Raw genomic sequence first — 15,829 nt, forward strand, 5'->3', positions numbered from 1 at the left:
ATTACAGCCGTCCTGAATAAAACTGTCCCACTCGCTCCCGCTCTAGAGCTAACCGATGCCGCACCAGCCGATAAACTTCACGCGCCAACCGCTCTAGCTGCTCTGGCGAGGCGATGTCTTGCTGAGAAGCAGACGGCTCCTCGCTGGTTTCGATAGTGGATAGGGTTGCTGGAGTGATAGGGGTGTCTGAGGTATTTGATTCTCGCTGGATGAGATTTGTTCGAGATGGAGTGGCGGGATATAAATTTAGATCGGTGTAACCCTGGCTGGTTGTAATATCTGGCGGTTGCAGATTAGCTGGTTGCAATTGGGTTTGAAGCTCAGGTGCAGCATCAGATTTCGCTGATGACTGAAACAATTCTTCGATGTTTGACCACTCTGAAACGGGGGCGGCTGAGGTTGAGCGCGGTGCTGTCTCTGGCTCTGATGACTGAAACAATTCTTCGATGTTTGACCACTCTGAAACAGGGGTGGCTGAGGTTGAGCGTGGTGCTGTCTCTGACTGGGATCGTTCGGCAATGGCTGATCGGTCCGAGAGCGCACCTAGGGACGAAGCTAGAGTTTGCATCTCTGGAAGTGCGATCGCTTGCCCACCTGACTGCGTTGATGCTGAATCGCTTGCTGAAGCAGTGATCAGATCGCGAGTTGACGTTGCTGGAGACAAGGCTGTTGAAGTTAATGATTGCATTTGCGCCAAGGGTTCTAACACCGATAACCGTTGCAGCACTGTGGGCAGTTCGGGTAATGGACTTGATTGACTTGCCTCCGGTTCACTCCTTTCGGCTTCGCTGTTTCCGGTTTCGCTACTGTGATCTGGGACGGTTAGCGCTGATACATCCAGATTTTCGGCTGCGACAGGTGATGCGAAAGAGTCCGAGCGAGCTGGCTGGATCAAACCACTCGGAGTATTAAACTGATTTTCGCGCAGATCCCCATCAGTCATTGGCTGGTTTTCGGTAGCTGGCGCAACCTCTGCCTCAATCTGCTCTAACGGAACTGGAGCCGCGTCAATGATCGATCGCGTCAAATTTGGCTGAATCGTTGTCTGGGTATGGGATTCAATCGTGTCAGATTGAACTGAGGCATCGGCGTTATCGGAGTGATGCTCAATTTCAATCGCATCAGATCGAAATTGAACATCAGTATTGTCTGAGCGAGTTTCAATGGTTGGTTGGGAGATATTTTCAATGCGATCGGGTTGAACTGAAGGAGCGATCGTGGACTGTGGTTCTAGGGGTGATATGAGCGGAATTTCAAAGTTGACTTCCTCCTGCTGAACGGGCGTATCACCAGTTTCAGTGCGATTGGGTTGCACTGAAGTATCGGCGATCTCTGAAGTCTCAATACTGTCTGAGCGAGTTTCAACAATTGGTTGAGAAGTCTCAGTGATGTCTGAGCGGCTTTGAATTCTTGGTTGACGAGTCTCAAGGCGATCATCAGCAATCGTTGAAATCTCAGCAATATTTGAGTCATGCTCAACAGGTCGTTGAGGAGTTTCAACGCGATCAGGTTGAACTAAACTATCTGCGATCGTTGAAGTCTCAGTAACATCTGAGTGATTTTCAATGATTGGTTGAGCAAAAGTTTCAAGACGATCAGGCTGGACTAAAGTATCTGCGATCGCTGAAATTTCAGTAACATCTGATCGGGTTTCAATGGTTGGCTGGGAGATATTTTCAATGCGATCGCGTTGGACTGAAGGAGCGATCGTGGACTGTGGTTCTAGGGGTGATATGAGCGGAATTTCAAAGTTGACTTCCTCCTGCTGAACGGGCGTATCACCAGTTTCAGTGCGATTGGGTTGCACTGAAGTATCGGCGATCTCTGAAGTCTCAATACTGTCTGAGCGAGTTTCAACAATTGGTTGAGAAGTCTCAGTGATGTCTGAGCGGCTTTGAATTCTTGGTTGACGAGTCTCAAGGCGATCATCAGCAATCGTTGAAATCTCAGCAATATTTGAGTCATGCTCAACAGGTCGTTGAGGAGTTTCAACGCGATCAGGTTGAACTAAACTATCTGCGATCGTTGAAGTCTCAGTAACATCTGAGTGATTTTCAATGATTGGTTGAGCAAAAGTTTCAAGACGATCAGGCTGGACTAAAGTATCTGCGATCGCTGAAATTTCAGTAACATCTGATCGGGTTTCAATGGTTGGCTGGGAGATATTTTCAATGCGATCGCGTTGGACTAAACTATCGGCGATCTCTGAAGTCTCAGTAACATCTGAGCCATATTCAACAGGCGATTGAGGAGTTTCAAGGCGATCATCAGCAATCGCTGAAGTCTCAGTAATATTTGAGTCATGCTCAACAGGCCGTTGAGACATTTCAAGACGATCAGGTTGGACTAAACTGTCTGCGATCGCTGAAATTTCAGTAACATCTGATCGGGTTTCAATAGTCGGTCGAGCAAAAGTTTCAACGAGATCGGGTTGGACTGAAGTATCTGCGATCGCTGAAGTCTCAGTAACATCTGATCGGGTTTCAATGGTTGGTTGAGCAAAAGTTTCAACGAGATCGGGTTGGACTGAAGTATCTGCGATCGTTGAAGTTTTAGTAACATCTGAGCGAGTTTCAACAATTGGCTGAGAAGTTTCAAGGCGATCATCAGCAATCGTTGAAATCTCAGCAATATTTGAGTCATGCTCATCAGGCTGTTGAGAAGTTTCAACGCGATCAGGTATTGAATTATCTGAGATCGTTGACTGTGGCTCTACTGACGATATTGATGAAATAAGGTTGCTTTGCTCTTGCTGAACTGGAGCATTGCTGATCTTTTGTTCGGTTTCAATCTTCTCAGTTATCGGTTGACTGCTGACATCTGCGATCGATTCTCGTTGAAGTGCAGCATTAGATAATAGATCAGTGGGAGGTTGACTGACTAGCGGAGTCGTAGCTTCAATTGATTCGGGCTGAGTGGCAGCATTTACCTGACTCACTTTTGGCGGTGGGACAGGTTCAACTTGATCGACTTGAGTTGGTACATCTGTCAAAATAGGTTGATCATACTGATCATTGAGAACGGACTGAGCGGATGTTACCGTGGCACTTTCAACGCGATCAAGTTGCAGTAAATCAATGTTATCTAATTGATTTACTGCAACTTGATCTGCGGTTTGAGTCGCTTCGACGCGATCGCGAACGTTCAATCTGTCATTATCGATGACAGCCTCTTGATTTATGGTTTGAGCCGTTTCGATGCGATCAGGCTGAAGCAAATCAGAGGAATTAGATTGAGATTCTGGTGATCTTTGAATTGGAGACGGAATTGCAATTAGGCTAGGCTCGATCGCGACATCAACCCTGACATCTGATTGACTTACTTCTGGTTGAAGTGATGAAGTAGCTCTTGCTGACTCAGACTGCGATATGTTTATACTTTGTGGCTGAGGCTTTATAAAATGTATTGGCTCAGGCTGCGATATGTCAGCACTCGATTGGTCTGCTTTCAGCTGAACTGTTGACTCAGATGTTGGCTCCGTTCGCTCCGGCTCAATTAATGCCTCACTATCAGATGGTTGCTCAAATGCTGGTTGAATATCAGATTGTGAAAGGTTTTCAATGAAATCGCCTTGAACTGGAGCATCTGGAGCCAATGATTGAGTTTCTGATGCTGGTTGAATGGCAGATTGAGATGGATTTTCTATGCGAACAGGCTGGATTACAGGAACCGGAGTTAGTGATCGATGTTCTGATGCTGACTGAATGGTAGATTGAGACGAATTTTCAGTTTGCTCGCCTTGAACTGAAGCATCTGGAGCCAATGATTGAGTTTCTGATGCTGGTTGAATGGCGGATTGAGATGGATTTTCTATGCGAACAGGCTGGATTACAGGAACCGAAGTTGGTGATCGATGTTCTGATGTTGGCTGAGTAGTAGATTGAGACAAATTTTCAGTTTGCTCGCCTTGAACTGGAGCATCTGGAGCCAATGATTGAGTTTCTGATGCTGGTTGAATGGCGGATTGAGATGGATTTTCTATGCAAACAGGCTGGCTTGCAGGAGCCGGAGTTAATGATCGATGTTCTGATGCTGGCTGAATGGTAGATTGAGACGAATTTTCAGTTTGCTCACCGTGAACTGGAGCATCTGGAGTCAATGATTGAGTTTCTGATGCTGGTTGAATATCAGATTGTGAAAGGTTTTCAGTTTGCTCACCGTGAACTGGAGCATCTGGAGCCAATGATTGAGTTTCTGATGCTGGTTGAATGGCGGATTGAGATGGATTTTCTATGCGAACAGGCTGGCTTGCAGCCACGATCGCTGATGATTGTTCGAGTGTTGAGGGTATCGATGAAACCTCGCGGCTAACTAGCTCTCGCTGCACAGGTACATCACTAATGTCTGGTTCACTCTCCATAACGGATGTTGAAGTTGAATCAGATCCCCCTAAATCCCCCTGGATAAGGGGGACTTCATACACGTCGATTTTTCCCTCATTGTTTGGGAAAACTTCATTCAGTTCTACTCCGCCTTTGATAAGAAGGGCAGGGGCGACCAAATCTGGAGATGCTTGCAACTGCACTTGAGGGGGAGTGGCTTCGGGCGATCGCAGAGGCTCTGGTGGGTCGAAAAAATCAGCTTCAAAGGGAGATTGCCAGTCAGGGTCAGCCGATTGTTGCCTGGATAAGAAGACCGCTGGATTGAGGACTGTTAACGGTTTTGCGCCTAAAGGGGTAAGAAATTTGGGTTGCAGCATTGCCTGCCCCAGCGGTGCAGTTGGCAGGAGGGGTCGTTGAATGCCGAGTGGCTGCTCCTCCGGTGGCAAAGAAAAAGTAGAGGATGGGTTAGAGGCGCTTGTCATACAGGCAATTTTCCATACTTGACTCTAACTCTATTCCGAACCTGGGAAGTAGCCCTTTTGATCGCGCACCATCGTTTGACCAGCCTCAGCCCCGCCGCTTTTATCCACTCGATATTTTGGATCGACGCTATCTTTATGAAACACCGTGAGTCCTTCATAAGCGAGCACCAATTCTTCCAGGGCAACGGTATTTGAGTCGGCTTTGAGGGAGGGAGTTTTCCACTTGACAGGCACGGCTCCAATTAGCTTCCACGCCTGCATGGTTTCTCCTGCCTGATTAAATACGAGAATGTTGATATTGCGCCGCCGATAATTGCCAGCAGTCACGCTTTGTCTGATCCAATCCCAAAAGACTGGATCATCTGTGATTCCGCGTTTTAATGTGATGTCACCAAATTTAGTCTGTTTGAGAAAAATCCGCTGTTGGTTGTTCAGTCCGCCTTCGTGATACACCTCCTTTTCAATCTCGACATCTAGACCAGAACACTCGCTAAACGCCGCAGTAACCAGCCTTTCCATCTCTACATAAAACCGATTGGTTGTGACGTAATTCAGTTCATCTAGCTTTGCCATTACCAGCGCCTCCCATAGCCCCGATTTCGTTCTCGTTGCAATTTCAAATCCTGTTGCATTAGTTCCACCACTCGATCGCTCAACCGTTGAACTGCCAGTGGGTCATTCAGCAGTTGAGCAGCAAGCTGAGATAGCATTTCCAGTCCGGCTGAGTCAATTTCCGAAAACTGAGCCGGAGCCGCATATTCGCCAGGGCTAACCGCCGCGATCGGACGCGAGTTGTAGGGAGCCTCTGAGCCGAGTTTGGGGGCGAGATCGTCAGGCATAGGGATTCTCCGGTGGAGGGGATTTCAGATTAGCGTCTGTTGCAGATTGAGTGCGAGATTGTTGGGCACGACTTAACAACGCCTGCATCCGATTCGTTTTACTGCTGTCTGGTTTTGCCGCTGCTGCCTTTTGAGCAAACTGTTCCGCCGCGAGTTCCTGTCTGACCTTGGTTGCCATTTGTTCATATAACGCCTTCATCGCAGGCGTAGCGGTTACGCCAGGTTCCATCCCCAGGGAAACCAATGCCGCTGCGTCTTCTCCCTGTCGGGCTGCCCGGGCGCGTCGGACTAAGTTTTCCAGGTAATCGCCCTTGCGATCGCGTCCCGCCCCACCCGACTGCATCTGCTCCCGCAACTGCTGATAGAACGCTTGAGCATAGCCGCTACGCTGCGCTAGATCTGCCAGTCGCACTCCCCATGCCGTTAAAATTGCGCCGATCAAGGTTGGCACAAACGGAATCCATAGCCCCTGAGCCAGAAACACACCATAGCTGATGCCCCACAACACCAGAACGGTTGCAATTAATCCTAAAATAAACAGCCCCCATCGGCGATTGTAAAAGGCGAGTACGCCGCTACCCAATGACCAGATCCAGATCCAGATGATTTCGCTGACTCCCGACCAACTCTGGATTAAAGGGCGCTGATTCTGAACGGCACTGAGAATTTGGCTAACAGCATGAGCATGAACCATGACCCCATGCATATTTCGTAGACCCAGTTGAGTTTGAATGAAGGGAGTTGCCAGAAAATCCTTTGACACTTCGGACGTATTGCCAATTAGCACAACTCGATCGCGGATTGACCCAGGACTAACTCGATTTTGCAACACATCACTGATTGACACCTCCCGAAACACAGGCTTGGCGCTCCGGTAGTTCAGCATCATCTGATAGTCATTCACGTCAGCCCGAATGTAGCTGCCAAAGTTAGGATCGATGCGTTTTAGCACTCGCTGATTCAACTGAATTTCACCCCTGGCATTCGGTTCGGGATTAATTCCCGTTGCCGCCAAATACATCACCGCTAGTTGAAAGCTGAGGGAAGGAATTTCATTCTCGGCGCTGGCATTGTTACAAAGGTGCTGAGTCCGACCTGGCTTTTTCGATGGAGCTGGGGTAGAAATCAGACGAACTCGCCGAATCACCTGATCGGTATCGGGGGGGAAATCGGCAAACGCGGCTCCGCCTTCCGGCGTTCCAGGAGCGGGTGGAGATCCAGGGTGATCCTCTGTACTGAGCAAACAGCCAGAGACGATCGTCTCACTGCTGGCGATCGTCTTCATCAGTTGCTTGCGTCCGGCAGGCACCCCTTGAGGCACATCCCGTGAAATGTCCATGCCGATCGCTCGTGGTTTATAACTCTCCAGCTTTTGGAGTGCCTGAGCTAAGGTGCCATCATGAATCGGAAATTGTTGTAACCGCTCAATGTCATCGTCGCTAATCGTCATCACTACAATTCGATCGTCGGGTTGCTCCGCTGGGCGACGACGCAAAAAATCATCGTAGGCCGCTAACTCCATGCCTTCAAATCCACCCAGCGATCGCACCGCGATAATCGGTAGGGTCATCGCCAGACTCGTCAACAGCACGGTCTTGAGCAGCGATCGCAATGCTGGAATGCTGAATCCTACCATAACCTCTACTCTTTACTCCCTACAGACAAAGCGGCTTGAATTTCCTGAATCCAACGGCGGCGATCGCGATGCTCCAGGTTCAAAATATTTGCCAACGACCAATGAAAATGTAACGCGATAAATGCTACCTCCTGGTGGAGTTGATCCAGTGGGTAGCTCACGACTCCCCCGACAACACCAACTCCGTCTCAAAGTGATGGTGGCATTGAGGACAGTCCACAGGCATCTTCGCGCTTCCCACTTGATTAATCCGGTTATGGAGTTCGCGCAAGTAGGCGAGATCCTGGGTAAACAGATGCTCTAGATCCTCTGGTGTAACGGATTCCAGTGTTCCCAGTTGGGTAATCACCTGAGCCAACAGCACCAGCGTTAGATATTCAGGATACGCCTGCACCTGGTGATGTTTGTTGGCAATCAGTTCGTCCCGCGCCGTTGCCAACCGCATCACCCCAGTTTGATGCACCACGCCCCCGGCATCGACCAAACCGCGAGGCAACTTAAAGTTAAATTCGGTCAGTAGGGCTGTCACCATCGTTCAATCACCTGTTAGACCACGATTTCATCCGAAACAGAAAAACCATTCGTTGATCGCCCGGGTTCTTCCAGTTCGTTAATTTGCCGATAAAACTTTTGCAGGTAGCTGAGATCGCAGGCAAAAAATCCTTCCACCACCTGGGGCGAAATTTCTTCTAACGCTCCCAACTTGGTGATCACACGAGACAAAATAATCACCGTCGCGTAAGCCGGATTTGATCGAACTCGCGGATCGCGGAGCGGCACAATTTCGTCGATCGCCGTTGCTAACCGCATGACTCCCTTGCGGTGGAGATTGCCTAGTTCGTCTAGGTAGCCTTTGGGTAACGTAAATTCAAACTCGGTTTGTAGCACAGCCCTTCCTTATGATGAAATTTCCGTGCCCTTTTCTGGATCCACGCGAACGAAATCGTCAACCGCCAGTTCCAACTCCTCCAATTCAAAATCGCTGCTGGACGCTTTCAAATCTGAAATTTTGTAACTCACAGGCCATGCCTTGTAAAAGCGAAATCGAGCTTTAATGGCTGCTTTCTGATCGTACAGGGTGATGTCTCCATCCCGCCGTTGCCCGCCCCATTTGCCATCCTCCGTTGCCTTAAACCATCGCCAGAGCGTATCTGAGACATTCAAGCCACGTTTGAGGATAATGTTTTCGCTTTTGCTGTTTCCGGGTAGCTTCGTCCGTACGACTCGCCCCACTTTGGCATCCTTGCTGCCCCACTTTTGCGGCATCACTTCACAAACGGAGATAACGTCTTGCGATCGCTTAAATCCCTGGCAATCCATAAAGTAACCATCAATTTCATCCTTCGACCCCGCCAGGGTAATCTCCAGATAATACCGAGAACTACTTAAAATTTCATATTTGGGTGCCGTCACAACAATCACCTCCCCCATGGATAATCAGCCAACCAAACCTTATGCCTGAGTCAGGGATGACATAGCACCCAAACCTTACTTTGTCCGGTGACAGGTTTCATACACAAAATCTATCTTCTCCGTAAACAATTCCGTACTCCCTGGTTCCAGTTTAGAGGTGGTGTAGGATTCGGGAAAAACACCCGAAAACTTCCACTCAGCCGCTGATTCTCCTTTCTGGTTATACACCGTGAGCGTCGCATCTTTGCGTTCTCCACCGCTGGACGACCCTTTGCCTGCTGTCGGTCCCCCAGATGAATGGGAGGCTCGATACCAATCATGCATCTTTTTATCTTCTTGGGTGGCAACAAATTCCACGGTCAGCTTCCCACTCGTGACCCCTGTTACGGTCGCTTGCATAAAACTGGCTGCGTCCTTGCGTACCCCGAACGACTTCATATCGCCAGCGGTATCGAACGTAATGGACGGCCCACTCACTTTTTTGACAATCAGTTCGGTGTAATCGCCAATGAGTAAATAGAACTTTGAAGTCGCCAAAACTTCATCTTTTGCCATGAGAACTCTCCAGTGATCAAATTAATGGGGCAAACAATGATTAGAACAAGCTGATTAGCGCCATCTACTGTGTCGAATAATCCGTTTTTCCCGGATCAACGCGACGAATATCTTCACAAACCAGTTCCAGCGTCTCAACGGCTAAATCGCTGCCATCCGCAGCAAAATCGGATACCTTGTAGCTTTTAATCCAGGCGTTTTTGATGTTCCACCGCAAAATGGGTTTGTCGCCGGGATCGTAAGCCGTGATCGCACCGCTACGGCGATTATCGGCCCATTTTCCTTTGCCCGCAGCACCCCCTGTACCAGCCGAGTAGTTGGTAGGCATCGTTTCGTTAAACCAGTTGTAAAAATCCATGTCGCCTTCACGCAGATACACTTCGATCGTGAAGTTGGGATTTTCTTCAAACCCGGTTGAAGTACTCTGGCGCATAGTTTTACCGCCTTTAGTGGATGCCAGGGCTTTTTCGTAACCCTTCACCTGCCCCTGAAACTTAATCTCCTGGACACTTTTGACCGGCTTCTCGGTCAAGCGATCAAATTCAACGTAGAAATAACTCGTTGTAATTGGTTTAACCGGATTTCCACCTGCTTGCATAATCGATTCCTTTGAAATAAAAGGGGAGTGTTGTCACAATGTTGGTTGCATGGGTAGGGAGGTCAGTGGAACATCCCTACCCATGGTCAATCACCGGTCTAAAACACGACCGCATGAAAAGTGCTTACTGGTTCGGTGCCCATTGGCTAATGCGGAAGATGACAAATTCTGCCGGCCGCACCGGGCAAACCCCCACTTCGACATACAGACGACCCAACATCATCGTGTCGGGTGTGTTGAGTTCACCGTCGCATTTGACGTAAAACGCCTGGGTTGGGCTAGCGCCAAACAAGGCTCCATCCCGCCACAACCGGGTTAAAAAGCCTTCGACAGTGCGGCTAACTCGCGCCCACAAGTCTTCATCGTTGGGTTCAAAGACGACCCATTGGGTGCCGAGTTCAATCGTCTTTTCGATGTAGCTGATCAAGCGCCTTACACTGATGTACCGCCATTGCACGTTATCGGGTTCGACCAGAGTGCGGGCACCCCAAACTTTATACCCGCGATTGAAGTTGGCAAAGTTGCGGATGCAATTGATCCCTAGTGGGTTCAGCAGTTCTTGTTCGCGCATGTTAGTTTCATATGCTAATCCCAACACGCCTCTAGGGGTTTCGTTTGCGGGGGCTTTGAACACGCCGCGAGACTCATCGGTACGACACCAGATGCCCATCATGTGGCCACAAGGGGGAACCATCAGTGGACGGTTGTTGTTGCGGGGGTTAGCGACCTTAATCCAAGGATAGTAGAGTGCACCAAACATTGAGCGCCGATTGAAATGGCTCAGCCACTGCGCTACATCCTGGGGTTTTTGTTCCTCTGGCGCGACTGGCGCTTCACCTCGTCGCAATTTTACGGGCGGTGCATCCAACACCACCATGCGATAAGCAGGACCCGGGAACGAGTTTTCGCACGTACTCACCATCATCTCCATAATGGCGTGAATCTGGTCGAGATCCAACATGCCGTTCTGAAATGCCCGCATCAGGTCAGGGCAGGCAATCATCGCCACTTCATCAATTTCAAACAAGCCTTGAATGCCGCGTCGTTCATCCCGCACCCCGTGCATATCTCTCGACAGGCGCTCAACGGGGGCAATGTAGGGTGGCGGTGCCACTTCATAGCGCCCATTGTTCGGGCGGCGCGACAGGGGGCGACCAGTCTCGGCGGATAGGTCGGCAACCGTGAGATATTCGGATGCTTCCAGGGCTGTCACCGCATAATCTGCCACAGCCGTTTCCACTTGTGGGTTCATCGACAGATGAGGGAAGGTTTCCAGCACCCGATCGCCGTTACTAACCAACACGGTGAAGAATTCTCCCGTGTTAAACGGGGGTTCAGCGTCGGAGTCAGCATCCTCTACAGGCTTGGGTTCACTTTCCTGGATAGTGACCGTAATTCGATCTGCACCTGGTAATGCCAAAGCACCATCTTCCTCTGCTTCCGATGGCTTGAGGTTGAAACTGAGGGAAGGCTTGCGGGCAGAGGTAAGCAATCGGGTTGCAGTTTCATCAGGCGAGGGGGCTGGAGTTCCCGGCAGTTTGGTGCCAATGCTGACTACCCAGCAGCGTCCGCCGCCGTTCTGAAACCAGCCCTGAACCGCGAAGGGCAGGTAAGCATCAAAATCTGTGAAGCCATCTGAACCCGGTTTGGCAAAGCATTCCAGGTATTGTCCCCAATTGGTGATCAATAAGGGTTTAAATAAATCTGCATCACCCCGCACGTCTTCGGTGAAGCCCACAAACCCCGCCACACTCATGCTAATACCTTCGAGGGGGCGACTGCCGCGATCGACCTCTTCAACGTATACACCAGGAGCAAAATAATCCAATGCCATGATTCACACTCCGTTTATGGATGAGGGATGGAAAGCACATTGCCCAGAGGCGCGATCGCCTACAGGCATAAACAACAGAAAAACCTCAAGGCATCAGCACAACCTGATTTAGAGGCAAGTAGGGAACGGTTAAAGTGACGTGTAACGCTAGCTGCAAAGGCGTACACAGTACAGCCCAGAACTGAATAGACTCAGCCGGTGCCTGCGGGGAAAAACGCAACCGTATCGCCCCCCCTCCGCAGAGCGTCCGATCCAAAACGGCATCAGGCAACGATTGATGCTGAGAGAGCATCGCTAACACATTAGAGAGCAAGTCTTGTTCCCCCAGACTGGTGTAATCGGCAACGCTAACCAAAAAAGTCAGATCGAACCAACGACAATCAGAGCTTCTTAGATGGTCTATTTCCTGAACGTGATAGCAATACAGGTTTAACCCTGGTTTGCCCTTCTGCCATAGACGCGGATGCTCAAACGAGATCTGTTCTTTAGAGATCTGAGACATCTCCTGAGCGAGTAACCCAGCTAAGGTCTGTGAAGCAGCAGAGATCATAGGTCAGAAATCCAAGAACCCTATTTCCATACTTTAGGAAAAGGCTTGGATAGACGAAACTCGACTTTAGTTAGGAATTATGAGTGGTGTTAGAAGTGAGCTATGGTTTTTCCTCAACTTGAAAAGTTAAGAATTTTAAAAATAAATGAATTGTACTCAGGAACTCTTTGAGAAAAACTATTCACCGTGTAACGTGTGTAAAACTAGACATGAATTTAAAAGTGCCAATTTTACCCAGCCGTGGCTAAGCCGGACTCCTTCTTTCGATAGATCTTTGTACCAAGGGGATTCAGGTGTCTATTCCAATCTCGGAATTTTCGACTCAAACTTATTTAGAGTCTGTCTGTGATCCAATCGTTTTCCAGACCTCATTAACCCAATTTATTCAGCAATTCAGCCTGACGGGGGGTTGCCTACTCCGACTTGATTCCAATCATAAACCTCAGCAGTTAAGCTATTACAACGCTTCTCCGGATTTAGCTAAGACAGATCTCTCCCAATTATTAGAAATGGCGATTGCGCTTCAACTAGTCACAGCAGAACCATTTGAACTAGTACCGCTAGAATGGAGTACATTTCCTGATCACCATGTTTACGGTTGTCGGTGTCATGGCGTGGGTGGCGCAATCAACAGCTATTACCTGATGAGTTGGCAGAACACACCGCTATCTGAGCATCAGCAGTATGGCATTTGTCTGTACGCTCAAGCCATAAATTCCCAGCTTTTCCCTCAGTCAGTTTCCCAACCAGTTTCCCGGCCAGTGAGGTTAACTTCTGAGGGGGGGCAGTCTCAGCTTCAAGAAATTTTGCAGCGCCAGCGACACCAACTTCGCACGCCTCTGGCACTCATGCTGCTGTATGTTGATCTGTTAAAAACGACCGTTGTTGATCGGCGCTCACAAGACTGGCTCCAACATCTGCATACCACCATCCAGGAGATGCATATCAGTCTCGATCGCCTGACTAAATCGCCTGACTCCGCGAATCAGCTTGATCCCTGCGATCTACGACAGGTGTTGCACCAGTGCTTTGAAGAGATGCATCTCTGGATTGAACAGAAGCAACTGCAACTGGTTTGCGATGCTGAACCGCTGTGGCTGCGGGTAGATGAGTGGAAGATCAAGCAAGTATTTCAGAATTTACTCACCAACGCGATCGCCTTCAGTCCGATTGCTGGACAAATCACCTGCACCTGGCAAACCTTTCAAACTGAGGTGTTAATCAAAATTAACGATAACGGACCAGGTCTATCCGGAGCAGACTTGCGATCACTGGGCACTCCATTTTACTCGCGTCGCCTTGGCGGGACGGGTCTGGGGCTATCGATCGCCAAGCAAATCATTCTGGAACACCAGGGTAGTTTATGGGGGAGTAACTTGCCGGATGGCGGCGCACAGTTCTGCATAATGTTACCAAGAAGTTCTTGAGACTAACGGAGATGGCTGGTGCATTATTGCCGCTGTGCATCCGTATTCATTGATTAATGGCTGATGCATTATTGCCGCTGTATATCCGTATTCATTGATTAATTCATTGATTAAACGAATCAAGTTTAGATTTTGCCTCGAAGGAACCGCCCCCATGTATTCTCTTCCTCCTATCGCTTCCCCTTTTCCGCATCCCATTTCAACTCTCCTGGTCGATGATTGTGCAGCTTTTCGGCAGGGATTGCGAAACTTGCTCGACTTTCACAGCACAACCAGCTCTCTCCAGTTTCAAATTGTGGGACAAGCCGCATCACCCCAACAGGCGATCGCACTGGCAATTCAGCAATCTCCTATGCTAACCTTGCTCGACATGGAACTCGCCCAAGATAGCGGTGTCGAAGTGTTGCAACACCTGCGATCTCACTCCAAAACGAATCACATTCTGGTGCTATCGGGGCATCACGAAGAAGAATGTGTGTTCAAAGCGATGCAAGCCGGAGCGAAAGGCTATATTTTTAAACACAACCTTTCCACCCAGTTGTTAGAAGCCATTCAAGCCGTGCTGCAAAATCAGATTTACTTATCGCCTGAAGTTGCTACCCAATTTTTTCATCGATTTCACTTCTGTGCTGGGCGTTCTATGCCCGGTACTCACACCATTCATTTAACAGAGCGAGAACGAGAAGTGCTGTACTGGCTGGTACAAGGTGCATCCAACGACCTGATTTCCCGGCAACTCAACATCACTGTCGGCACCGTCAAAGCGTACCTGACTACCATCTTTGAGAAACTCAACGTTTCCAGTCGCACTCAAGCCGCCCTGCAAGCCCTTAAACTCGGGCTTATCTCAGCCTAGGTCAGTTTTCCGTTACTCCCACTCCTTAATATTCTTCCCCTTCATGAGTAACTACCTCGCCGTAGCAACTGTCACTGCAACGCTCCAGCGAACGCTTCAAGCAGCCGTGCAGATGGACATTGAAGGAGCGCGAGTGACCACTGTGCGTCCTAGCGATATTGGCAATGGTACACCGGAGTCTGGAGTGAATCTGTTCCTGTACCAGGTGATCTCCAATCCAACCTTAAACAATATGGATGCCACGCCCTTTCGATCGCGGGGAATGCCGACTAAACGGCAAGCGGCGCTGGATCTGTACTATATGTTCAGCTTCTATGGCAATGACACCGAGCTAGAACCCCAACGGTTGATGGGTAGTGTCATGCGAACGCTAAACGACAAGCGAGTGATCTCCAATGAGATGATTCGGACTGCCTGCCGCGACTCGACGCTACCGTTTTTGCAGGAATCAAACCTGGCAGAGCAAGTGCAGCAAATGAGCATTGTGCCGCTTGACCTGAACTTAGATGACCTCTCTAAAACCTGGTCGGTCTTTTTTCAAACATCCTATATGCTGTCGGTTGCCTATAAAGTTTTGGTGGTGTTAATAGAGGGCGAAGAGTCACCCACCCGAGGATTACCGATTCGCGATCGCCGCACGAATGGACTTTCACCCTACTTTAGTCAACCGCAAATTGAGCAAATTAGCGCTCAAGGAGGCGTTGCTGAAGCAATTTTGGCAGATAGCACATTGGTAATTACAGGTAGACAATTGAAAGGCGATTGGGCGACCGGAGTGAGGCTCTGCGGGGTTGAAGTCATGCCGACTGACGTGACTGATTCTCAGATTGTGTTACCCCTTTCTCTAATCCCGTCAACCGTGCTGCAAGCCGGAATTCAAAGCCTGCAAGTGATTCATCCGCCTCAAGCGAGCGACAGTCCCCGCAGGCGAGGCAAGGAATCCAACGCTGCTCCGTTTGTGCTCCGTCCACGCTTGTTGACGGTGACTCAAACCTCCACAGCCGGAGAAGATGATGAACTGCGATCGGGACGGTTGCAACTCCAAGTCAACTTAACGATTGGAGCTAAACAGCGCGTCGTCGTCGCGCTCAACGAATGGCACACAGATCGCCCAACATCCTATCTGTTTGATGCCCTAGTTCGGACTCAGGATGCCACTTCTGTTATCGTGCCGTTTCACGATGTCAGTCCGGGAGACTATTTAGTCCGGGTGATGATCGACGGCGCTGAAAGCCAACTGGAAGTAGACACCAACCCCGATAGCTCTACCTACGACTGGTATGTAGGTCCTAAAATTCTCATTCGCTAGCTTATTTC

15 protein-coding genes are annotated in these 15,829 nt (G+C 49.4%); 3 read left to right on the plus strand and 12 right to left on the minus strand.

Annotation, left to right across the window (positions count from 1 at the left end; genetic code table 11):
- Nucleotide 1: 1 nt before the first annotated feature.
- The 12 genes from AC1S5B_RS20590 to AC1S5B_RS20645 form a co-directional block, all read right to left on the minus strand.
- Nucleotides 2–4,804, minus strand: coding sequence for a hypothetical protein (locus AC1S5B_RS20590; RefSeq protein WP_482037572.1), 4,803 nt, complete (start codon nucleotides 4,802–4,804; stop codon nucleotides 2–4).
- A gap of 30 nt (nucleotides 4,805–4,834) precedes the next feature.
- A complete protein-coding gene (locus tag AC1S5B_RS20595) occupies nucleotides 4,835–5,377 on the minus strand; it encodes a phage tail protein (RefSeq protein WP_482037573.1) in 543 nt (180 codons plus the stop codon).
- Complete coding sequence (locus AC1S5B_RS20600; protein ID WP_482037574.1) at nucleotides 5,377–5,643, minus strand: hypothetical protein; 267 nt, start codon at nucleotides 5,641–5,643, stop codon at nucleotides 5,377–5,379. Before AC1S5B_RS20600 ends, AC1S5B_RS20595 begins: the two co-directional genes overlap by 1 nt.
- Nucleotides 5,636–7,279: a CHASE2 domain-containing protein gene (locus tag AC1S5B_RS20605; protein ID WP_482037575.1), complete on the minus strand. Its 1,644-nt coding sequence runs from the start codon at nucleotides 7,277–7,279 to the stop codon at nucleotides 5,636–5,638. The genes AC1S5B_RS20600 and AC1S5B_RS20605 overlap by 8 nt, the downstream gene beginning before the upstream one ends.
- 5 nt (nucleotides 7,280–7,284) lie before the next feature.
- Complete coding sequence (locus tag AC1S5B_RS20610; RefSeq protein ID WP_482037576.1) at nucleotides 7,285–7,440, minus strand: DUF6760 family protein; 156 nt, start codon at nucleotides 7,438–7,440, stop codon at nucleotides 7,285–7,287.
- Nucleotides 7,437–7,811, minus strand: coding sequence for a phage tail assembly protein (locus tag AC1S5B_RS20615; protein WP_482037577.1), 375 nt, complete (start codon nucleotides 7,809–7,811; stop codon nucleotides 7,437–7,439). The genes AC1S5B_RS20610 and AC1S5B_RS20615 overlap by 4 nt, the downstream gene beginning before the upstream one ends.
- Before the next feature lie 14 nt (nucleotides 7,812–7,825).
- The gene (locus AC1S5B_RS20620; RefSeq protein WP_482037578.1) at nucleotides 7,826–8,167 is read right to left on the minus strand and encodes a hypothetical protein; all 342 of its coding nucleotides are present in this window, start codon (nucleotides 8,165–8,167) and stop codon (nucleotides 7,826–7,828) included.
- Nucleotides 8,168–8,176: 9 nt separating this feature from the next.
- Nucleotides 8,177–8,692, minus strand: coding sequence for a phage tail protein (locus AC1S5B_RS20625; protein ID WP_482037579.1), 516 nt, complete (start codon nucleotides 8,690–8,692; stop codon nucleotides 8,177–8,179).
- A gap of 75 nt (nucleotides 8,693–8,767) precedes the next feature.
- Nucleotides 8,768–9,247, minus strand: a complete 480-nt coding sequence (locus AC1S5B_RS20630; RefSeq protein ID WP_482037580.1) for a phage tail protein — start codon at nucleotides 9,245–9,247, stop codon at nucleotides 8,768–8,770.
- Nucleotides 9,248–9,311: 64 nt separating this feature from the next.
- The gene (locus tag AC1S5B_RS20635; RefSeq protein WP_482037581.1) at nucleotides 9,312–9,845 is read right to left on the minus strand and encodes a phage tail protein; all 534 of its coding nucleotides are present in this window, start codon (nucleotides 9,843–9,845) and stop codon (nucleotides 9,312–9,314) included.
- Between the two features lie 124 nt (nucleotides 9,846–9,969).
- Nucleotides 9,970–11,679 (minus strand): phage tail sheath family protein, encoded by a 1,710-nt coding sequence (locus AC1S5B_RS20640; RefSeq protein ID WP_482037582.1) that lies wholly within the window; start codon nucleotides 11,677–11,679, stop codon nucleotides 9,970–9,972.
- A gap of 85 nt (nucleotides 11,680–11,764) precedes the next feature.
- On the minus strand, nucleotides 11,765–12,229 hold the full coding sequence (locus AC1S5B_RS20645) for a Pvc16 family protein (RefSeq protein ID WP_482037583.1): 465 nt from the start codon (nucleotides 12,227–12,229) through the stop codon (nucleotides 11,765–11,767).
- A gap of 293 nt (nucleotides 12,230–12,522) precedes the next feature.
- Here AC1S5B_RS20645 and AC1S5B_RS20650 point away from each other — a divergent pair, with 293 nt between their 5' ends.
- From AC1S5B_RS20650 to AC1S5B_RS20660, 3 genes are all read left to right on the plus strand, one after another.
- Complete coding sequence (locus tag AC1S5B_RS20650) at nucleotides 12,523–13,656, plus strand: sensor histidine kinase (RefSeq protein ID WP_482037584.1); 1,134 nt, start codon at nucleotides 12,523–12,525, stop codon at nucleotides 13,654–13,656.
- Nucleotides 13,657–13,810: 154 nt separating this feature from the next.
- Nucleotides 13,811–14,512: a response regulator gene (locus AC1S5B_RS20655; RefSeq protein WP_482037585.1), complete on the plus strand. Its 702-nt coding sequence runs from the start codon at nucleotides 13,811–13,813 to the stop codon at nucleotides 14,510–14,512.
- Nucleotides 14,513–14,555: 43 nt separating this feature from the next.
- Nucleotides 14,556–15,821, plus strand: coding sequence for a Pvc16 family protein (locus AC1S5B_RS20660; protein ID WP_482037586.1), 1,266 nt, complete (start codon nucleotides 14,556–14,558; stop codon nucleotides 15,819–15,821).
- The last annotated feature ends 8 nt before the right edge of the window (nucleotides 15,822–15,829 follow it).

The organism is Leptolyngbya sp. CALU 1928 (genome assembly GCF_056784215.1).